A 17,626-nucleotide genomic window follows, 5' to 3' on the forward strand; every position below is an offset into this window, starting at 1 on the left:
GGCGGCGGCGCGGGCGGCGGCGGCGCGGGCGGCGGAGGCGCGGGCGGCGGAGGCGCGGGCGGCGGTCCCGTCGACCCCGAATGCGATCCGCCCATCGAGGGATGCTGGCAGACCTGCCTTGCCAACGACACGAGCCCGTCGACCTGCGCCGCGCAGTGCCCCATCGGCAACGGCGTCGGCTGCTATGCCCTGTGCGTGCAGAAGGGCACCTCCGCCTCCACCTGCGAGACCATTTGCGGCACCGACACCCCGTCGGCACAGGGCGCCTGTTACGATGTCTGCATCGCCGACAGCACGTCGGCATCCACCTGCGAGACCATCTGCGGCACCACCACCGCCTGCGGTGAGCGCGGCTGTTACAAGAACTGCGCCGCCGACGGCACGAGCACGTCCACCTGCGAGACCATCTGCGGCACCACCACCGGCCTCGGCCAGTACGCCTGTTACCAGCTCTGCGCCGCCAACGGCACGTCGTCGTCCACCTGCGAGACCATCTGCGGCCTCGGCACCGAGTGCGCCGAGCTGGGTTGTTACGAGAACTGCGCCGCCAATGGCACATCGACCTCCACCTGCGAAACCATCTGCGGCACGAGCTCCGACTGCGCCATCGTCGGCTGTTACAAATTGTGCATCGCCAACAACACGTCGACGTCGACCTGCGAGACCATCTGCGGCACGTCGGCGGGGACGTGTAATGCCTGCGGGACGTCGCAGACCCCCAAGGACGCGTGCTACGCGCTGTGCGCGCACAACGGGACGTCGACGTCGACGTGCAGCACGATCTGCGGCTGAGGGAGGAACCGGGGGGGCCCACGCGCGGCTCGGCCGTAGAGGTAGCGCCGCCGTCGCGTCCCTCCCGCCTCGAAGCGCGACGATGACCCCAGCGGGGCGCGGGACACCTCGTGGGACCGGGGCGCCATGCACCCGGGGCGCAGAAGCAGCCGCCCTTCGCCTCGCCGGACCCGAGCGGCGCGCTCGAGGTCGTCAGGGACAGGTGCGGTCTGCGGTCATCATCTGCTCGTTGCCGGCGCAATTGCTTACGCCGGATAGAAACGCCGGTCCCACAACGGTAAAGTTGTATTCACACGTGAAGTTGTAGTTCGACCAGTTCACCGTGAAGCGGAGCCCTTGCGCATCGACCACCCCATTCTCGACGGGATAACGGATCCCTGCGTAGGACTGGGTGCCCGTCACCTTCCCTTGCGCCTCGTCGAGATCGAGCTGGATGTTGCTCGAGTTCGTTTGGGTGATCCAGCATCCGTCGAGGCCGTAGCCCGGGCCGCCATTCCCTGCATCGGGCGTACTTTGCCCCCCGTCGTCGCCTTGCGGTCCTGCGTCTTCGGCGCCGCCTTCTGGCGCTACGCCCGCGTCGTTCATGTCGCTTCCACCGCCCCCCGAGCCTGGGCCCATAGGCTCGGATGATGCGCACGCCACGAGCGAACGCTAGTACATCATCCCGCAAATTCGTAGTGGTTCCCGCCCCTCCGCTCCCTCCTCTTCGGGTTCGTCCGCCAAGCATTGGCCTGGAGACTCGCTGCGAAATCGTGAAGATCGCGTGCAATCGTCCTGACGGCTGCAAAGCGCCGCTACGCGAGGTGTGGACGCTCGACGCGATTGCCACGGAGCTGCGTGCACGCACAGGCATCCTCGTCAGCCGTTCTTCGGTCCATCGGCCGCACCGGGTTCGTCCGTGGCTGCACAGCCCCGATCCGGAGTTTCGACCGAAGGTCAGGCGCATCTGCGAGCTCTACCTGGACCCGCCGAAGGATGCGGTCGTCCTTTGCGTCGACGAGAAGCCCATGCAGGCGCTTTCTCGCAGGTATCCGACGCGGCGCGCGCGGCAAGCGCGGTAACCTGCTCATTCTGGAGTCGGGATCGAAGGACGCACCCATACCGCACGCGCGCCTGCGCCGCACCGAGATCGGCACTTGGGCATTCGAAATGCCATACCGCTCTCGCTGGGAGCCCACGCCCTACCAGGACCGCGAGCAGGAAACCCTGCTCGACCTCCTCCACGGTTCCTTCGGCTGGATGCTCATGCCGATCGCGTGAACCCACTACGAATTTGCGGGATGATGTACTAGCGATCCAGAAACACGCGCCAGGGGGCGTCGGGGGCAGCGTCGGTGGTGGTTGCCGTGGCGACCACGCGCGTCACCGCGGGATCAGGTAGATCGCGGGCTCTGCGCTCAGGTTGCGCTTGACCTCGCGGGTGCGTTCATCGGCCAGCACCTCGCTTTCGCCAGCTTCCAGCGCATCGAGGGCGCGGGCGACGATGTCCTCGGGAGTGGCCTTGGGCGCGCTGATGCCGTTGGTCAGGTCGGTGTCGACGAAGCCCATGTGCAGCGTCAGCACCTGGGTGCCCTGCGGGCGCAGGTCGTTGCGTAGCGCGTTGCTCAAGCTCCACAGCGCGGCTTTCGACACGGCGTAGTTGGCCAGGGTCGGGCTGGAGAGCCAGCTTGCGACGGAGGCCACGTTGAGCAAGGCGCCGCCGCCGTTGCGCGAAAGCACGGGCGCGAACGCCTGGCTGACACGGAGCACACCGAAGAGGTTGGTCTCCAGGTGGCGGCGCAGCACGGTCTCGGCGTCGGGGGTGTTGAAGCTGCCGAACGTGGCGATGCCGGCGTTGTTGATGACGAGCGTGGTGTCGGTCGCAGCCGCAGCCGCGGCGCTCACGTCCTCGGGCGAGGTCACGTCCAGCTTCACGGGCGTCACGCCTGCGAGCTCGATGCTCGAGGGGTTACGCGCGGCGGCGTAGACCTTGCGCGCTCCGCGCTCGAGGACGGCCTTGGCGAAGGCCAAGCCGATACCGCGGTTGGCGCCGGTGATGAAGACGGTCGCGTTCTGGATGTTCATGGTCCCCATCCGGGTGATGGTTGTTGTTCTTACTTCTGGCAGCATGAGGCGGGGTGTCGGCGTCCGCGCCAGGCAGCCAAATATTACGAACATCATATTATGGTCATCATATGTACCTGTCAACCCAGCCCCGACACCAAGTCGCCGTCGAGCACCACGTGGTTGTCCGCGCCGCGCCCCGACGCGCGTCGGGTTGATGCTCCAGCACGAAGCGCTTGCCGACGTCCCGAAGGGACACCCAAAAGTGTAGCCATGGCCTCCTCGGGGTTGCGCGCGCCGCTTGGCGCCGCAATGACGTCTTCACGGGCTCCGGCGGGGCGGCCACCGGCCCTCGGGCGCCGGATCTGACGGCTCGTCTCTCGGCGCTGCTTCGAGGCCCGCGAGAATGAGCTGGATCCCGTAGCGGAACCGCGCATCGAGGTCGACATCGAGCAAGTCCGTGGAGGCCTCCCCGAGGTGCGGGTATGCGCCGCCGGCGAGCGCCGCCCGGAGGTGCTCCGCATCGACCTTGCCGCCCTCCGTACCGGGGAGCGGCGCCAGGGCTTGCTCCTCGAGGGTGAAGCCGATCGTGTAGTAGACCATCGTCCAGGTCCCCCACGCGGCGGCGCGCGGCGAGAGCCCTGCCTCACGCAGCGCGCCGACCCATGTGTCCGCGAAGCGGAGCGTGTTCTCCTGCGTCACGTAGGTCCCCGCGAAGACCCGCGCTCCGTCGCGGTGCGCGAGCAGCGCCCGGCGGAGCCGCTCGGCCATGCTCGCCGCCCGGTCCATCCACGTGAGCCCCTCCGGGGCGCGGGCCACGCAGTCCGCCAGCATGGCTTCCGCCATGGCGTCGAGCAGCTCCTGCTTGTTCTTCACATGCCAGTAGAGCGTGGCCGCCTGCACGTTCAGCTCCTGCCCGAGCCGGCGCATCGTCAGCGCGTCGAGCCCGACCTCGTCCAGGAGGCGCAGCGCCGTCGAAATCACCTGCTCGCGTCGTAGTCGCATCGCAGCTCCTCGTCCTTTTCGTCCTTCGTGCCGTTCTTCCCCGCCCGAGCCGGGAGGGCGAGCCCGCGCCGCCGCCTTGACTCTAACACCGTTCGAGTTACTCTAACGTTGTTAGAGTTTGGTGGCCTGGAGGGTTCCTTGATGGTTACGGACGTGGTGATCGTGGGCGCAGGTCCGGTCGGGCTGATGCTGGCGTGCGAGCTCGCGCTCGCGAGGGTCCGGGTACGCGTGCTGGAGCAGCGGACGGCGCGAATGGAGCAGTCGCGCGCGCTCACGCTGCACCCGCGCAGCCTCGAGATTCTCGACCAGCGCGGGATCGTGGGCCGCTTCCTGGAACGCGGGATCCCGATCCCCACGGGGCATTTCGCGATGCTCGACACCCGGCTCGACTTCTCGCGCCTCGACACGGGGCACCCCTACACGCTGTTTCTGCCCCAGGCCCGCAGCGAGGAGCTCCTGGAGGTGCGGGCGCGCGAGCTGGGTGCCGAGATCCTGCGCGGCCACGCGGTCGTCGAGATCACGGAGCGGGAAGGGGGCGTCGCGCTGAGGGTCGAGGGCCCCGAGGGTCTGCGCGACGAACGCGCGAGTTACGCCGTGGGCTGCGACGGGGCGGCGAGCGTGGTGCGCCGCTCGGTCGGCATCGCCTTTCCGGGGAGCGAGACGACGCTGACGGCTTTCCTCGGCGATGTCGAGGTCGCGGAGCCCCCTGCCCGGCCGGGCTCGCGCGTGGGCCCGCACGGCGGCGTGATGGTGGTCCCTCTCGGCGACGGAGGCTACCGCTTCGTCGTATTCGATCCGCGAAGGATGCACGCGGACAGGTCCGAGCCGGTCACGCTGGACGAGCTGAGGAGCTCCGTGCAGCGGATCCTCGGCACGGACTTCGGAATGCGCGACCCTCGCTGGCTGTCGCGCTTCGGCAACGCGACGCGGCTTTCGGAGCGATATCGCAGAGGGCGCGTCTTTCTCGCGGGCGACGCTGCGCACATCCATTTCCCCGCCGGCGGTCAGGGGCTCAACGTCGGTCTGCAGGACGCGATGAACCTCGGCTGGAAGCTCGCTGCCGCCGTGAAAGGCTGGGCGCCGCCCCACCTGCTCGACAGCTATCACGAAGAGCGATACCCCGTCGGCCGCGCCCTGGTGCGCAATACGGAGGCCCAGATCAGGCTCATGGACGTCTCGGAACCCGGCTTGGCCCTCCGCGAGATGATGAGCGACCTGCTCGGCATCGAAGCCGTGAACCAGCGCCTCGCCGGACAGATCAGCGCGATAGACGTCACGTATCCTCCTGCCGAGGGCGCGGCGGCGCACGCATGGGTCGGCAAGAGGGCGCCCGACCGCGCGCTCGAGACGGGGCGCGGCGCGGCGCGCCTCTACGAGCTCTTGCACGCGGGTCGGTACGTGCTGCTCGATTTCGCCGGCGACGCAGAGTTCCAGGCCGTGAGCGAGGCGTGGAGCGATCGCGTCGACGTCATCCAGGCCAAGGTCGCGGCCCCGCAGACCGATCTATCCGTGATCGATGCGCTCCTGGTGAGGCCGGACGGGCACGTAGCCTGGGCGAGCGACGGCGAAAGGCGCGCGACGCGCCTCGACGATCTCCGGGCTGCGCTCGCGCACTGGTGCGGGCGCGCGTGATCATCGCCGCTCGCGCCGGAGTCATGCCTTTCGCGAACCGAGCGCCTCGAATGGGTGCAACTCCTCCCAGGCGACCCGTTCGATGAGCCACTGTTTGACGAGCCAGACGACGTAGTTTGTATCACCACCGCGTCGGCCGTCGAAGTCATCGTTCGGATCATCGTTTCCGTAAGAGCCTCCGAGCACCGCAAACTGCCAAGGAGCGTTCGTATCGAGGGTAGGGGTGATTCGCATGTAGCGCGTCGAACGGCCGTGTTTCCTCGTTATCACGACCCGTTCGACCCCGCCTACGCTATGCCGCTGTATCGAAATCGCTGCGGTGTCGTTGAGAGTCTCGTTGATCTTGGAGATGAGCTCGTTGAGTGACATGGAGCGCGACGGCGCGGCCGGTCGTGCCAGCGGTGCGCTCAGCGCGGCGCCTTCTGCTCCGCCTCCAGGAACTGGCTGGCTTCATCGCGGGTCTCGAAGATGTGCGGCGCGACGCCACGCCGGGTCAGCGCATCACCGAGCTTCATGCGCAGAAACACGCTCGTCGTGTAGCGCGAGACGGTATTGTAATAGCGGTCCATCAGGTAGCGGACCATCCGCGCGTAATCGTCCGCGACGTCCTCCGGCATCTCGAACGAATCGTAGTTGACGATGACGTCCACCCGCCGGCCGATGGTCCTGCAGCGCCGCTCCACGCTCTGCCGCACCACTTCGACGTCCCTCCGGCTGCGCACCTGCATGCCGGCGAAGTTCAAGAACAACGTCCCGCGTTTGTTGTCGTAATGGATCCGCTCCTCCATGCTGAGGTGCAAGAACTCGGCGCGGAGGGCGAGGGGCTCCGCCTGGAAGATGCGCTCGTCCATGAGCGCCGGCCCCTCCGGCGGCAGGAGCGGTCGGAAGGCCATGTGCGCCAGGATATCGTCCTCCACGTCCACGCCCGGCGCGACCTCCGTGAGCAAAAGGCCATCGTCGGTCAAGCGCAGCACGCAGCGCTCCGTCACGTAAAGGACCTGCTGCCCTCGCTTGGCCCCATAGGGTCCGCTGAAGGTCACCTGCTCCACGTGCTCCAGGAGCTTTTTGTGCCGACCCTCGCGCAGGATGCGCAGCACGCCATTGCCGACGGCCACCTCCAGCCCGTCGCTCGTGAACGTCCCCAGGAAGACCACCTTGCGCGCATTCTGGCTGATGTTGATGAACCCACCCGCCCCGGCCAGCCGCCCATTGAAGCGGCTCACGTTCACGTTGCCTTGCCGATCGCATTGCGCCATGCCGAGAAATGCGACGTCCAGGCCCCCACCATCGTAAAAGTCGAATTGCTGGTGCTGCTGGATCAGCGCCTGCGTGTTCACGGCCGCGCCGAAATCCAGCCCGCTCGCCGGGACCCCGCCGATCACCCCCGGCTCCGTCGTCAGCGTGACCAGCTCGAGCACACGCTCCTCGTGCGCCACCGAGGCCACGCCCTCCGGCATGCCGATTCCCAGGTTCACCACCGAGCCAACCGAGAGCTCGAACGCAGCGCGGCGCGCGATGACCTTGCGCGCATCGAGCGGCATGCTCACCACGGCGTCCGGCGGGACGCGCAGCTCGGACGCGAAGGCCGGGCTATAGGCGGTGGCGTAGGTCTGCATGTGGTTCTGCGGCGCGGCCACCACGACGCAATCGACCAGGATGCCTGGGATTTGCACCTGCCGCGGGTGCAGCGTGCCCGAGGCGGCCACCCGCTCGACCTGCACGATGACGATACCGCCGCTGTTTTTCGCCGCCATGGCCATGGAAAGGCCGTCGAGCACCAGCGACTCGCGCTCCATGGTGATGTTGCCCTCGGGATCGGCCGTGGTGCCGCGCAGGAAGGCGACGTGGATGGGGAATGCCTTGTAGTGAAGCCACTCCTCGCCGTTCAGCGTGACGAGCTCGACGAGGTCCTCGACGGTTCGCGGGTTGATCTTGCCGCCCGATTGGCGGGGGTCGACGAACGTCGACAGCCCGACCTTGCTGAATACGCCCGGCCGCTTGCCGGCGATTTCGCGATAGAGCTGCGAGATACAGCCCTGCGGCAGGTTGTAGGCCTCGATCTTGTCGTGCAGGGCCAGGCGGCTGAGCTTCGGCACGAGGCCCCAGTGGCCACCGATCACGCGGCGCAAGAGCCCCTCGTGCCCCAGGCGGTTCAGCCCGCGCTCCTTGCCGTCACCCTGGCCGGCGGCGAAGACGAGGGTCAGATCACGCGGCGCGGAGGTGGCGAGGAAGCGCCGCTCCAGGGCCGCGAGTAGCTCGTCGGGCGTGCCGTTTCCCACGAAACCCGCGTTGGCCAGCGTGTCCCCGTCACGGAGGAGTGCGGCAGCTTCGTCAGCGGATACGATCTTGTTCTTGGTCATGGCGCATCCCCGCGTCCCCAGCGGCTAAAAGAAGAGAAAGCCCGTGAGTTGTGCCGCTTCGTTGCTGGCCTTCACCCCGTCGGCGTATACGTCATCGATATGCGCGTAGTCCAGGCCAAAGCGCACCGCCGGCGAGGGGTCGACGAAGAAGCCGACCTCGTAGAAGCTCTCGTGATCGCGCACCTTGGCGGGGTTCGGATAGGAGCCGGCGTCGTGCAGCTGCGAGCGCGACACGTTGGCGAAGAGCGCCACGCGGCCGCCCATGAAGGGCGGGTAATACTCCACGCCCACGAGAAACGTGGTCCAGCGCGGCAGCCGTAGCTCCCCGTTCGCGTCATAGACGGCCAGGCCCGCGTCCACGGTCGAGGTATACACGGGCGCCGGCGTCGCCCCGGTGGGGTTCGGCAGCGCGGCGTGGCTCACGCCCCCATTCAGGCCGGTGTACATGTCGTTGATCGAGCGACCGGTGACGAACTCGCCGACCAGAGAGAGGGAGTTGTCCTTCTTGTCCTTCTTTGCCGGGATGATGGGGAGATAGGCGTTGGCAGCGAAGCCCATCCCCGTCGCGGTGCGCGAGCCGAGGGGTTTTTCTGCAAACTCCGGCACGCGAAAATAGCGGAGATCACCCGAGAGCCCGATGGAGGCGGCGGTCAGGGCGGTGGACGTCAAATAACCCGTGTGCCAGCCGGTCCATTTGTTGAAGACCAGCCGCACGCCAGCCTGGCCCTCCGGGACGGCGCTGTCGCGCGCCGGTGGCCGCACGGCTGCGGCGGCGATCTCGACGTTGACGGGCTCGGTCTTGAAGGTGTGCGAGAGGCGGAGCTGTATCGTGCGGGAGAAGAGCTCGCCCACGAGGCCGGGCCATTGCACGATGGCGGGGAAATAGTGCGGCTGCCAGCCGAAGAGATCCCAGTAGTGTCCGAACATGACGTCGACGATCGGCGTCTCCATCTTCAGGAAGGCGTGGCGGATGCGCAGGTTCGCATTGACGTAGAAGCCGTTCTCCGAGATCGTCGAGCCCACCGTGCCCGTGGGACCCAGGAAATCGGTCTCGATCACGCCGCTCACGCGCAGGTTCGGCAGCGGCGGGGCCTGGATGCGCAGGCCAATGCGGGTATCGCGAATGGTGGCCTGAAAGCGTCCGTGCTGGCCGGCGTAGGTATCGGGGCGGGCCACCGGGAAATTGCTGCTGAAGTCGGGGAAGCTCTGGGTCGAGTGGTACATCATGTCGGCCTGGACGTAGCCGTAGAGGGTCGTCTTCCAGCCGGCGAACGTGATGGTGGGGCTGCTCTCGGCGCGCGCCGCCGCGAGGTCATTGAGATCCTTCTTCGCAGCCTCGTATTCCTCGGGCGAGATGAGGCCTTTGTCGGCCAGGATGCGCAGGGTGGTGAGGCCGAAGACCGGCTTTGGCGCGGGCTTCTGCGCGGGCGCCTGTGACGGCGGCGCGGGGACGAGCTTCGTCGGGACGCTCGCCGGGTTCGTATCCACCACGCCGGCCGGGGGCGCGGGCGGCGGGGGCGGTGGCGCGGAAGCCGCGGCCAGGGCGTCCCGGCCGAGCGTGGCGAGGGCGCAAAGGGTGAGGAAATGCAGACCGGTCGCGATGCGCATGGCAAGACGCTCCTTCGAGGGGTCCGAGGGGGGCGCGGCGCGCGCCCGGCGGTCCATCAGTAGATGTGAAACGTGTAATAGAAGGCGATGACCACGAAGACGGCCGCGGTCTTGATGAGGGTCATGGCGAAGATGTCGCCGTAGGATTGGCGGTGGCTCAGCCCGGTGACGGCGAGCAGCGTGATGACCGCGCCGTTGTGCGGAAGCGTGTCCATCCCGCCGCTGGCCATGGAGGCGACGCGGTGCAGGACCTCGGGAGGGATCCCCATTTGCGTGGCTTGCTCCAGGTATTGCTTGCCCATGGCTGCCAGGGCGATACCCATGCCGCCGGACGCCGAGCCGGTGATGCCGGCGAGGGTGGTGGTGGTAATGGCCTCGTTGAGCAGGGGATTGTGGATCGCCTGCGACATGGCCCCGCTGATGGCGCGGAAGCCCGGCAATGCGGCGATGACCCCGCCGAAGCCATACTCGGAGGCGGTGTTGAAGGCCGCCAAGAGTGCGCCGCCCACGGCCACGGTGGCCGCCTTGGCGAAGGGGCCGCGCACACGGGCAAACGCGGTGATGACGATGGCGCCGATGCCCACGAGCAACGCGCCCTCGACGGCCCACAGCGCGATGAGCTTGGAGGTATCGAGCGCCGGGACGTCCTTCACGCTGACGGCCGCGAAATCGAAGCTCGGCCCGTAGACCTTCGGCAAGAGGCGCGTGAAGACGAGGTTGAGCACACCCACCAGCACGAGCGGCAGGAACGCGACCAGCGGATGGATCGGTTTCTCGTCGGCCTTCGCGGGCTCGTCCTCCTCCGCGCCGAAGCCCTCCCCGCGGTCCTGGGCCTTCTTGCGCTGGTAGGTCAGGTAAGCCATGCCCGCGCTGAAGACGAAGATCGCGCCGACCAGGCCGAGCCAGGGGGCGGCCCAGGTCGTGGTCTTGAAGAAGCCGGTGGGGATGATGTTCTGGATCTGTGGCGAGCCGGGCAGGGCATCCATGGTGAAGGTGAAGGAGCCCAGCGCGATGGTGCCCGGAATGAGGCGCTTGGGGATGTTGGCGGCCTTGAATAGCTCGAGGGCGAAGGGATAAACCGCGAATGCGGCCACGAAGAGAGAGACGCCGCCGTACGTCAAGAGGGCGCATACGACGACCACGGCGAGGATGGCGTTGTTCTTGCCAATGAGGCGGGTGACGCGCTGGGTGATGGCCCGCGCGAAGCCTGAGATCTCGATGAGCTTGCCGAACAGGGCCCCCAGGAGAAAAACAGGGAAGTAGGGCTTGAGAAACCCCGCCAGCTTCTCCATGTAGATGCCCGAGAAGAAGGCCGGGACGAGGGACGGGCTCACGCAGATGACGGCCAGCAAGGCGGCGACGGGCGCGAACAGGATCACGCTGAAGCCGCGGTAGGCCACGAACATGAGGAAACACAGGGCAGCAAGGGTCGTCAGGACGTCCATGAGTGACCTCCGCGAAGGCCGCGTCCCCACGGGCAAGGGGGGCGCCGCGGCTGCATGTTCGGCGATGGGGCCCCGGTGACCAAGTGACACCGACTTATTTGGCGGGTCGCGGTGAGAGGGCGCGCCGAAGGAACAACTTACTTGTGCAGGTAAGATCCGACGTCGGCGCGTGTCAGGCGGCCGGTTTGGCGGGGCGCGGCCGGCTCGTGTCCCCGCCGAGGACGCAGAGGGAGACGCCCGCGGAGAGCCGCCAGCCCTGGGGCGTGGTCTCCACGACCTCGCGCCCGGGCAAGAGCTCCTGCAGGGCGCGTCGCAGGCGTGTGATGGCCACGTAAATGGTGTTGCGATGGCGCAGGGGATGGTACTCGCGGCCCCCCCAAACCTCGTAGAAGAGGCGCTCGGCGCTGTAGACGCCGTCGTTGGGTGCGAGATGCGCCAGGAGGGCGCAGAGGATCGGCCGGCCGGTCACCTGATCCTCGCGTCCTGGTGCGCGGATCACGGTGCGCCGTAGGTCGACGACCAGATCATGGTGGCCGAGGGCCCGGTCTGCGCCCTCGGGGACCACGGGGCTGTGGGGAGCCGCCACGACCTCGGCCGGCGGCAGCAGCCCGAGCGCCCGCAAAAGCGCCGCGATCCCCGGTGGACACGGCTCCGCGTCCGCCGGGAGCGACCGCGCCGCGGCCGTCCACGAGAGGAGGCGCCCCTCCAGGCTCTCTGCAGGGCGATGCCCCGTCCTCGTCGCGTCCATGCGCCGCAGCGCCGCCGAGAGCTCCGCCCGCGCCCGCCGCTCGTCGCCGCGCCGCCGATACAGCGCCACCGCCACGAGCGGCGCCCACGGGAGCGCATGCCCGTGCCGCTCGCTGAGCGCCTGGGCGAGCCCGAGGTGCTCCTCCGCCTCGCCAAGCAGCGCCGCGGCCGCTTCGCGCTCGGTCCGAACCCCGAGCGCCAAAAGCGCCGCCGCCCGCACGAGCGCCGCCTGGGCCTGCGGCTGCCTGCGTCCGCGCGCCTCGTAGTAGACCTGCGCCCGCTCGGCCCGCTCGTCGGCGCCGGCTGCGTTGCCGCAGAGCAGCAGGACCTCCGCGGCTATCAGATCGACCTCGCGCCGCGCCTCGGCACCCTGCTGCCGCGAAAGGCTCGCCGCCCGGTCGAGGGCCGAGAGCGCCGCCTCCGCCTCTCCGCGCAGGGCGTGGAGCTGGGCCCGCAGCGCTTCCGCCTGCGCCTGCACCAAGGCCGGCGCCTCCGGCGGCATGACGAGCAGTGCCTCCGCCTCCTTCCATCGAAGCGCCCCGAGGTGCACCCGCGCCTTGAGCACCGCGCAGTGCGGCCCGAGGCTCGCGAGCCCCCCGTCCGCCACCATCTGTGCCGCGCGACACGCCGCCGCGTGCGCCCCCTCCAGGTCACCCAGCCCGAGCAGCGTGAGCCCCAGGGAATGGCTGGCCACGGCCGCCGGCAGGAGGTCGCCGTGCGAGAGCAAGTAGCGGTGCGCCTCGTCCAGCGCGGCGCGCGCCTCGGGCAGCTCGCCGCGCGCGTGGTGCACGAGGCCGCGGGAGAGCGCCGACGCCGGGGCCGGCAGCGCCGACGTCGCCGACTCGTGCAGCTGCAGGCGCTTGAGCAGCCCCGCCGCCGCGTCCACCTCGTCGCGGGCACAGCGGGCGAACAGCTCCAGCATGATGAGCTGGGCGCGCTCGTGCTCTGCCCCCTCCCTGCAGGCCGCGCCCCCCGCGGCCTGCGCCGCCGTGCTCGCGCCTTCCTCGAACCGCCCCTCGGTCAAGAAGGAAAGCGCCCACACCCATCCGATGCGCGCCTCGTCTTCCGGCGCCAGCGCGCCGTGCTCCGCGAGCGCCGCGCCGAGCCTGCTCCGCACCGCCGCCCCCTCGCCGCGCAGGGCCTGCACGCACGCCCGCTGCAGCGCGACGCCGAGCTTCTCGCGCGGGTCCTCCGCCGCCCCGAGCGCCTCGTCGAGCAGCGCCGCAGCGCGGTCGAGCGCCCCGGTACGCCGCGCGATCGCCGCCGAGAGCCGCAGGTAGCGGGCCGCATGCGGGGGCCGCCGTCCCTCGGCCCCGAGCTCATCGAGCAGGGCGCGCGCCTCGGCCACGCGGGCGTGGCGCACCAGGATCGTCGCCATGTGCAGCACCACGGCCTGCCGCTGCTCCGGCAGGGCCTTCTGCAGCACCGACAGAATCGGCAGCGCGAGATGATCGAGCGCGGCGCGGGCCATCGGGCGGGCATGGCGATCCAGCGCCTCCCAGGCTCGGGTGGGCTCGCCCGCGTCGAGGAGGAGCTGCGCCGCCTCCACCACGTCCAGCGAGACGTCCGCGGCCCGATCCGCTGGGGCTGCCTCTGCCCGCCTCAAGAGGAGCCGCGCCGCGTCGCGCCTCGCCTCCGCGATCTCCTCCGGCGCCGCGGCGCGCCGCAGCGCCTCGCGGATGAGGTCGTGCACCATGATGACGCCGCGCTCGACGTCGATGAGGAAGCGCCGCGACAGCTCCCACAGCGCCTCCTCGCCCGGCAGATCCGCGGGCGAGAGCCGCCCGCGCACGTGGCGCGCCAAAAGGAGCGTGCGGCGCAGCGCCGGGGACAGCTCCCGCAGGGCGGCGGCCAGCGAGTCGCCGTCGCGGCGTGGGGCGTAGCGCAGGTCCGACAGCTCGCGCCGCACATAAAATGGGCTGCCCCCGGAGCGCGCGAGCACCTCGGCCGGATCGGGCGCGCTGAGACCGAGGACGTGGCTGAGGTTCGCCACCAGGGTCTCGGTGGCCTCGCGGCTGAGCGGCGGCAGTCGGCATATCACCGGCGGCGGGGTGCCTTCGGGCAGCAGGAGCTCCAGTCGGGAAGCGACGAAGAGCCGGCTGCGGGAGACGTGCCGGGCCAGGTAGCCGAGCACCTCGCCCGTGGCCTCCGCGTCGAGGTGGTGGACGTCGTCGATGAAGACGAGCGCGGGGCGGGCGGACAGGGCCCTGGCCACGGCGGAGAGGTCGTCCGCGAGGCTCTCGTGGGGCTCGGAGGCGGCCGCGGAGAGGCGTAGCCGCAGCACCGAGAGCAGGTGCTCCCAGCGCTGGCCCGCGCGCGCGGCGAGCGCGATCGTCGAGGCGCGGCGCAGGGCGGGCAGGGAGCGCGCCTCCTCGACGATCTTGTAGACGAACTCGCTCTTGCCGATGCCGGCGACGCCGTAGACCAGGAACAGCGGCTCGCGCGGGAGCAGGGCGCGCACGCGCGACAGCTCGGCCTCCCGCCCCACGAAATCGGTCACCGCGCGTGGGAAGGGAAGTGCGTCGTAACGCGACGTCTCCGCCGTGCGCATGTCTCCTGATTTGTGAATCAGAAGAGTGTGCCGTTCGTCAAGGCCATTCCCGGGCCCGCACGGCGCTGACGCCCTTTTCCCACCCGTTTGACGCATATTGCCGCGGTGCGTCTCTGGCGCTCCTCCGGGGACCTGCTCGCGTGGGGCCAGGCGTTCGGAAATCGATCATCGCCGCGTCGAGCACGTCGTTTTTGGGGTCGGTCGCCACCGTGCCCGAGGGCTTCGGCGCGGTTCCGTCCTTCACCCAGGTCACGCGTGCGTCGAAGGCCCGCTCCACGTAGGGCTGCATGGGCGTGAACGGGTCGGCGGCGCCCTCCTCGCCGGGGGTCCCATCGAAGTCGAAATCGATCGCCCCGTCCGCGTGAAGGTCCACGTGCCCCCCCGTATGCGATCACGTAGAGGCGGTGCATCTCGGGCGAGCCATATTTTTCGACCGCGGCCTTGTAGGCCTCTCCGTGCGCGCCGAGGCCGAGGAGCGCGTCCGCGTCGCCGTGCAGGCTGATGAGCGGTACGGAGAACTCGCCCGTGTTCGCGTTCGCCAGCGCATACCCGACGCTCTCCTCCGTCCAGCCGCCGTCCGGGGCCTGCGGGATCCAAAGTCCGCGGAACTACTGGCATCCCCGGCAGGAATCGGACCTGCGACCTTCGGTTTAGGAAATGCGGGCTCGGGGAGCGAGGGAGTTCTCGCTAACCCCTGAGAAGATCGACGGAAACAGCATCATTCCAGCTACTTTTGCGAAGTTTGACGGGGAAGGGGGAGGCGACATGGCGAGACGTCTGGAGACGTCTTGGGAGGCGGGTTGAGGCCACAGTGAGGCCACAGGCGACGTTCTCGGCTCCGCGGCAACGAGCAGAGCGACGGGCGGGAGCTGCCGTACGTGGCTCGCACGCGGGCGTCGTCCGTCCGTCCGTGGGGTCGACCTGACCGCCTCCAAGAACCGTCGCCACATCGACTCGAACACGAGCAAAGGCCGGAGTGGGTGTCCTGGCGCCCGACCTCGCGGCGTACACCTTTACCGTCGCGTCCACCTTCGCTAGAGTCTCCCCGATGAGCCCGGCGTTCGTTGTCCTGGCGGCGCTCCCCGAAGAGACGGAGGCTATCCTGCGGTGCATCGAGTGGAAGCCGCTGGCGCCGACTTCGACGGTCTTCGGCGCATGCTATGAGCTCGACCTGGGTGACCCGCACGACAACGTGCGGCGGCACGGCGTCCTGGCGCAGCTCGCGGGGACGGGCCGCGTGAGCGCGGCAGTGTCGACAGTCCACGCCATTCACACCTGGAATCCGAGCCTGATCCTGATCGCCGGGACGGCGGGTGGCTTCCAAGACCGCAGTGTTGCCCTGGGCGATGTCCTCGTGGCAACCAAGATTGTCGACTACGAGGCTCAGAGGCTTGATGGCGACAGCACGATTCGGTGGGCCGATTACGAGCCTGAAGCCTCGCTCTATGCGCTTGCAAAATCGATCCGCCTGCCTGCGACACAAGGGAGCAACGCGCAGGTTCGCTTCGGATCCATCCTGAGTGGCGATAAGGTCCTTGCCTCCAAGGCGGCCGTCGAGAAGTTCCTCGGATTGCGCGCGGACGTCCTCGGGGTGGAGATGGAGGGGGCCGGGGTTGCGTTTGCTTCGGCGAAGAGTTCCGTCCCATGCCTGATGATCCGGGGCATCGCCGACTACGCGGACGATAACAAGCGCAATGACTCTGAGCGGTGGACCAAGGTTGCGTGCGATTCGGTAGCTCGCTTTGTGCGTGCGCTCCTAGAGCGCTGGGCAGACGAGGCGCCAGCGCAAACGAGGGCGAAGCGATGAACGACCCGACGAAGACCGTGAAGGGAGCAGGTGTGACGGGGGCCGGAGCCAGCGGGCTCCCGCCCGCGGCGGTTGCCCACTTCGACCCCGGCGGGACTGGCCTCATCACTACACCAGCCACACCGGACGCGCTCGCGGAGCGCATCGTCCGAGAGGGCCACGGCGAGGTGATGGAGGAGCTCCTGAAGCTGGGGAGGGTCTGGCAGCTCGGACGTCTTTGGTCCTTCACCAAGGAGGAGCACGGGCAGCTAGCGACGTTCAAGTCCCTCGTCGCTGGCTACATCCAGCTCCCTTCGCCGCCCCGTCCCCTGTGCTTGGCCGTGTTCGGCCCGCCTGGGAGCGGCAAGTCCCACGTCGTACGCGAGATCTGTAGTGAGCTTGAAGCGGCAAGCGGCAAGAAGTTGCCGCTCACCGAGGTCAACCTCACCGTGCTGGCTTCCCAAGCCGACCTCGTGAGGGTCATCCGGAAGGTGCGCCTCGGCGGCGATGGGACCTCCGTACCTGTCGTGTTCTTCGACGAGTTCGACGCGCCGCTGAACGGAGTCCCGCTCGGCTGGCTGAGCCGCTTCCTCGCCCCGATGCAGGACGGCACCCTTTTCGACAACGGAGACGAGTTCGAGCTCAAGCGGGCGATATATATCTTCGCGGGCGGTACGGCCGCGCGTATGGCTGACTTCGGCGCGACCTCGGAGACGCACTTTCGCGAGGCCAAGGGCCCGGACTTCGTGAGCCGCCTTCGAGGCCACATCGACGTGACCGGCCCCAACGAGCCGACGAACACCTCACTCCGGCGAGCTGTAATTATCCGGTCCGCCCTGGAAGACATAGCCAAGGCGCGGGGCTCTAGCAGCAAGCCGCCCGAGGTGTCGCGCCCGCTCTTACACGCTATGCTGCACGTCGGGCGGTTTAGACACGGCGCGCGATCGATCAAGGCCATCATCGAGATGGCCGCCGCCTCAGCGAAGAAGGATGAGGAACTGGATCTGCGCCACCTCCCGCCCGATCACGTGCTCAATGTGCACCGGGATTTCGGGCAGCTCGATCCGCTCAGCATTGGCGGGCTCGTCGGCCTCAGCGCCGGGCGGGTCAGCTCCGACTCCGACCCCGACCCCGACAACCGGTGGAAGGAAGTCTCGGTTGCGCTCGCCGCCGAGCTCTGGAAGGTCGGTGCAGTCATCGGCTACGGTGGGAAATGGGGTGGTCAGCACCTAACCGAGGAGTTGCTCGAAGAGCTGAGCCAGCAGTCCGAGTCCCTCCTCGAGGCGGCTTCCAGGCTGACGCGCGAGGCCCCGCCGCCGCAGGTCCGGGTGGAGGTGTTCGCGCGCGACAGACCGCCGAGCAGCAACACCGCGAGGCAGGGCATGACGCTGGTGCCGGTGCCGGCGTACTGGAACTCGCGGACCGAGGACACGAGCCTGGGGAAAGCCGCGACAGTCTTCCGCATGCGCTGGACAATGTCGTGCCGGTGCGTCGCGCGGGTGCTCGTCGGCGGGAAGACCTCAGAATACTCGTACCCGTCCGGCAACCCCCATCCTTCCGCTCCTGCGCTCTTCCGTGCAGTTCTCGTCGTCGAAGGAGGTTCGTCATGGCTACGAGGACGACGAGGACCGAGCGCCGGTGGCGGCGCGTCGTGGAC

The 17,626-nt window shown here is 68.8% G+C and carries 12 protein-coding genes and 2 pseudogenes; 5 read left to right on the plus strand and 9 right to left on the minus strand.

Annotation, left to right across the window (positions count from 1 at the left end; all coding sequences use genetic code 11):
• Positions 1-792, plus strand: a pseudogene (locus QHF83_RS50765) (hypothetical protein); the annotation flags it as partial.
• 192 nt (positions 793-984) lie between these two features.
• Here the strand turns inward: QHF83_RS50765 and QHF83_RS50770 are convergent.
• On the minus strand, positions 985-1,377 hold the full coding sequence (locus QHF83_RS50770; protein ID WP_282425409.1) for a hypothetical protein: 393 nt from the start codon (positions 1,375-1,377) through the stop codon (positions 985-987).
• A 323-nt stretch (positions 1,378-1,700) separates the two neighbouring features.
• Between QHF83_RS50770 and QHF83_RS50775 the strand changes: the two are divergent.
• Positions 1,701-1,817: pseudogene (locus QHF83_RS50775) on the plus strand (IS630 family transposase); the annotation flags it as partial.
• Between the two features lie 337 nt (positions 1,818-2,154).
• Here QHF83_RS50775 and QHF83_RS50780 read toward each other — a convergent pair.
• Together QHF83_RS50780 and QHF83_RS50785 are read right to left on the minus strand one after the other, a co-directional pair.
• Positions 2,155-2,856, minus strand: a complete 702-nt coding sequence (locus QHF83_RS50780; protein ID WP_282425410.1) for an SDR family oxidoreductase — start codon at positions 2,854-2,856, stop codon at positions 2,155-2,157.
• Between the two features lie 300 nt (positions 2,857-3,156).
• Entirely contained in the window at positions 3,157-3,840 is a 684-nt protein-coding gene (locus QHF83_RS50785) for a TetR/AcrR family transcriptional regulator C-terminal domain-containing protein (protein WP_282425411.1), read from the minus strand.
• Between the two features lie 141 nt (positions 3,841-3,981).
• Between QHF83_RS50785 and QHF83_RS50790 the strand changes: the two genes are divergently transcribed.
• Entirely contained in the window at positions 3,982-5,472 is a 1,491-nt protein-coding gene (locus QHF83_RS50790) for a monooxygenase (RefSeq protein WP_282425412.1), read from the plus strand.
• A gap of 21 nt (positions 5,473-5,493) precedes the next feature.
• Here the strand turns inward: QHF83_RS50790 and QHF83_RS50795 are convergent, their stop codons facing one another.
• The 6 genes from QHF83_RS50795 to QHF83_RS50820 all read right to left on the minus strand — a co-directional run bounded on the left by QHF83_RS50795 (position 5,494) and on the right by QHF83_RS50820 (position 14,556).
• Entirely contained in the window at positions 5,494-5,841 is a 348-nt protein-coding gene (locus tag QHF83_RS50795; RefSeq protein WP_282425413.1) for a hypothetical protein, read from the minus strand.
• 38 nt (positions 5,842-5,879) lie between these two features.
• Complete coding sequence (locus QHF83_RS50800; RefSeq protein WP_282425414.1) at positions 5,880-7,832, minus strand: acyl CoA:acetate/3-ketoacid CoA transferase; 1,953 nt, start codon at positions 7,830-7,832, stop codon at positions 5,880-5,882.
• Between the two features lie 24 nt (positions 7,833-7,856).
• Positions 7,857-9,440, minus strand: a complete 1,584-nt coding sequence (locus QHF83_RS50805; RefSeq protein WP_282425415.1) for a hypothetical protein — start codon at positions 9,438-9,440, stop codon at positions 7,857-7,859.
• A gap of 56 nt (positions 9,441-9,496) precedes the next feature.
• Positions 9,497-10,885, minus strand: a complete 1,389-nt coding sequence (locus QHF83_RS50810) for a GntP family permease (protein WP_282425416.1) — start codon at positions 10,883-10,885, stop codon at positions 9,497-9,499.
• Positions 10,886-11,057: 172 nt separating this feature from the next.
• Entirely contained in the window at positions 11,058-14,183 is a 3,126-nt protein-coding gene (locus QHF83_RS50815) for an AAA family ATPase (RefSeq protein ID WP_282425417.1), read from the minus strand.
• A gap of 37 nt (positions 14,184-14,220) precedes the next feature.
• Positions 14,221-14,556, minus strand: a complete 336-nt coding sequence (locus tag QHF83_RS50820) for a hypothetical protein (RefSeq protein WP_282425418.1) — start codon at positions 14,554-14,556, stop codon at positions 14,221-14,223.
• Positions 14,557-15,231: 675 nt separating this feature from the next.
• Between QHF83_RS50820 and QHF83_RS50825 the strand changes: the two genes are divergently transcribed.
• Positions 15,232-15,990, plus strand: a complete 759-nt coding sequence (locus QHF83_RS50825; RefSeq protein ID WP_282425419.1) for a 5'-methylthioadenosine/S-adenosylhomocysteine nucleosidase — start codon at positions 15,232-15,234, stop codon at positions 15,988-15,990.
• Positions 15,987-17,626 (plus strand): AAA family ATPase (locus tag QHF83_RS50830; protein WP_282425420.1); only part of this gene is annotated, 1,640 nt, incomplete at its 3' end. The genes QHF83_RS50825 and QHF83_RS50830, both read left to right, overlap by 4 nt.

The organism is Polyangium sp. 15x6, from assembly GCF_029960785.1.
GTDB lineage: Bacteria > Myxococcota_A > Polyangia > Polyangiales > Polyangiaceae > Polyangium.

What these genes read in the sequence shown, in the direction of transcription:
- QHF83_RS50770 (WP_282425409.1), bottom strand. Translation starts at nt 1,377, where the DNA reads ATGAACGACGCGGGCGTAGCGCCAGAAGGCGGCGCCGAAGACGCAGGA.
- QHF83_RS50780 (WP_282425410.1), bottom strand. Translation starts at nt 2,856, where the DNA reads ATGAACATCCAGAACGCGACCGTCTTCATCACCGGCGCCAACCGCGGT.
- QHF83_RS50785 (WP_282425411.1), bottom strand. Translation starts at nt 3,840, where the DNA reads ATGCGACTACGACGCGAGCAGGTGATTTCGACGGCGCTGCGCCTCCTG.
- QHF83_RS50790 (WP_282425412.1), top strand. Translation starts at nt 3,982, where the DNA reads ATGGTTACGGACGTGGTGATCGTGGGCGCAGGTCCGGTCGGGCTGATG.
- QHF83_RS50795 (WP_282425413.1), bottom strand. Translation starts at nt 5,841, where the DNA reads ATGTCACTCAACGAGCTCATCTCCAAGATCAACGAGACTCTCAACGAC.
- QHF83_RS50800 (WP_282425414.1), bottom strand. Translation starts at nt 7,832, where the DNA reads ATGACCAAGAACAAGATCGTATCCGCTGACGAAGCTGCCGCACTCCTC.
- QHF83_RS50805 (WP_282425415.1), bottom strand. Translation starts at nt 9,440, where the DNA reads ATGCGCATCGCGACCGGTCTGCATTTCCTCACCCTTTGCGCCCTCGCC.
- QHF83_RS50810 (WP_282425416.1), bottom strand. Translation starts at nt 10,885, where the DNA reads ATGGACGTCCTGACGACCCTTGCTGCCCTGTGTTTCCTCATGTTCGTG.
- QHF83_RS50815 (WP_282425417.1), bottom strand. Translation starts at nt 14,183, where the DNA reads ATGCGCACGGCGGAGACGTCGCGTTACGACGCACTTCCCTTCCCACGC.
- QHF83_RS50825 (WP_282425419.1), top strand. Translation starts at nt 15,232, where the DNA reads ATGAGCCCGGCGTTCGTTGTCCTGGCGGCGCTCCCCGAAGAGACGGAG.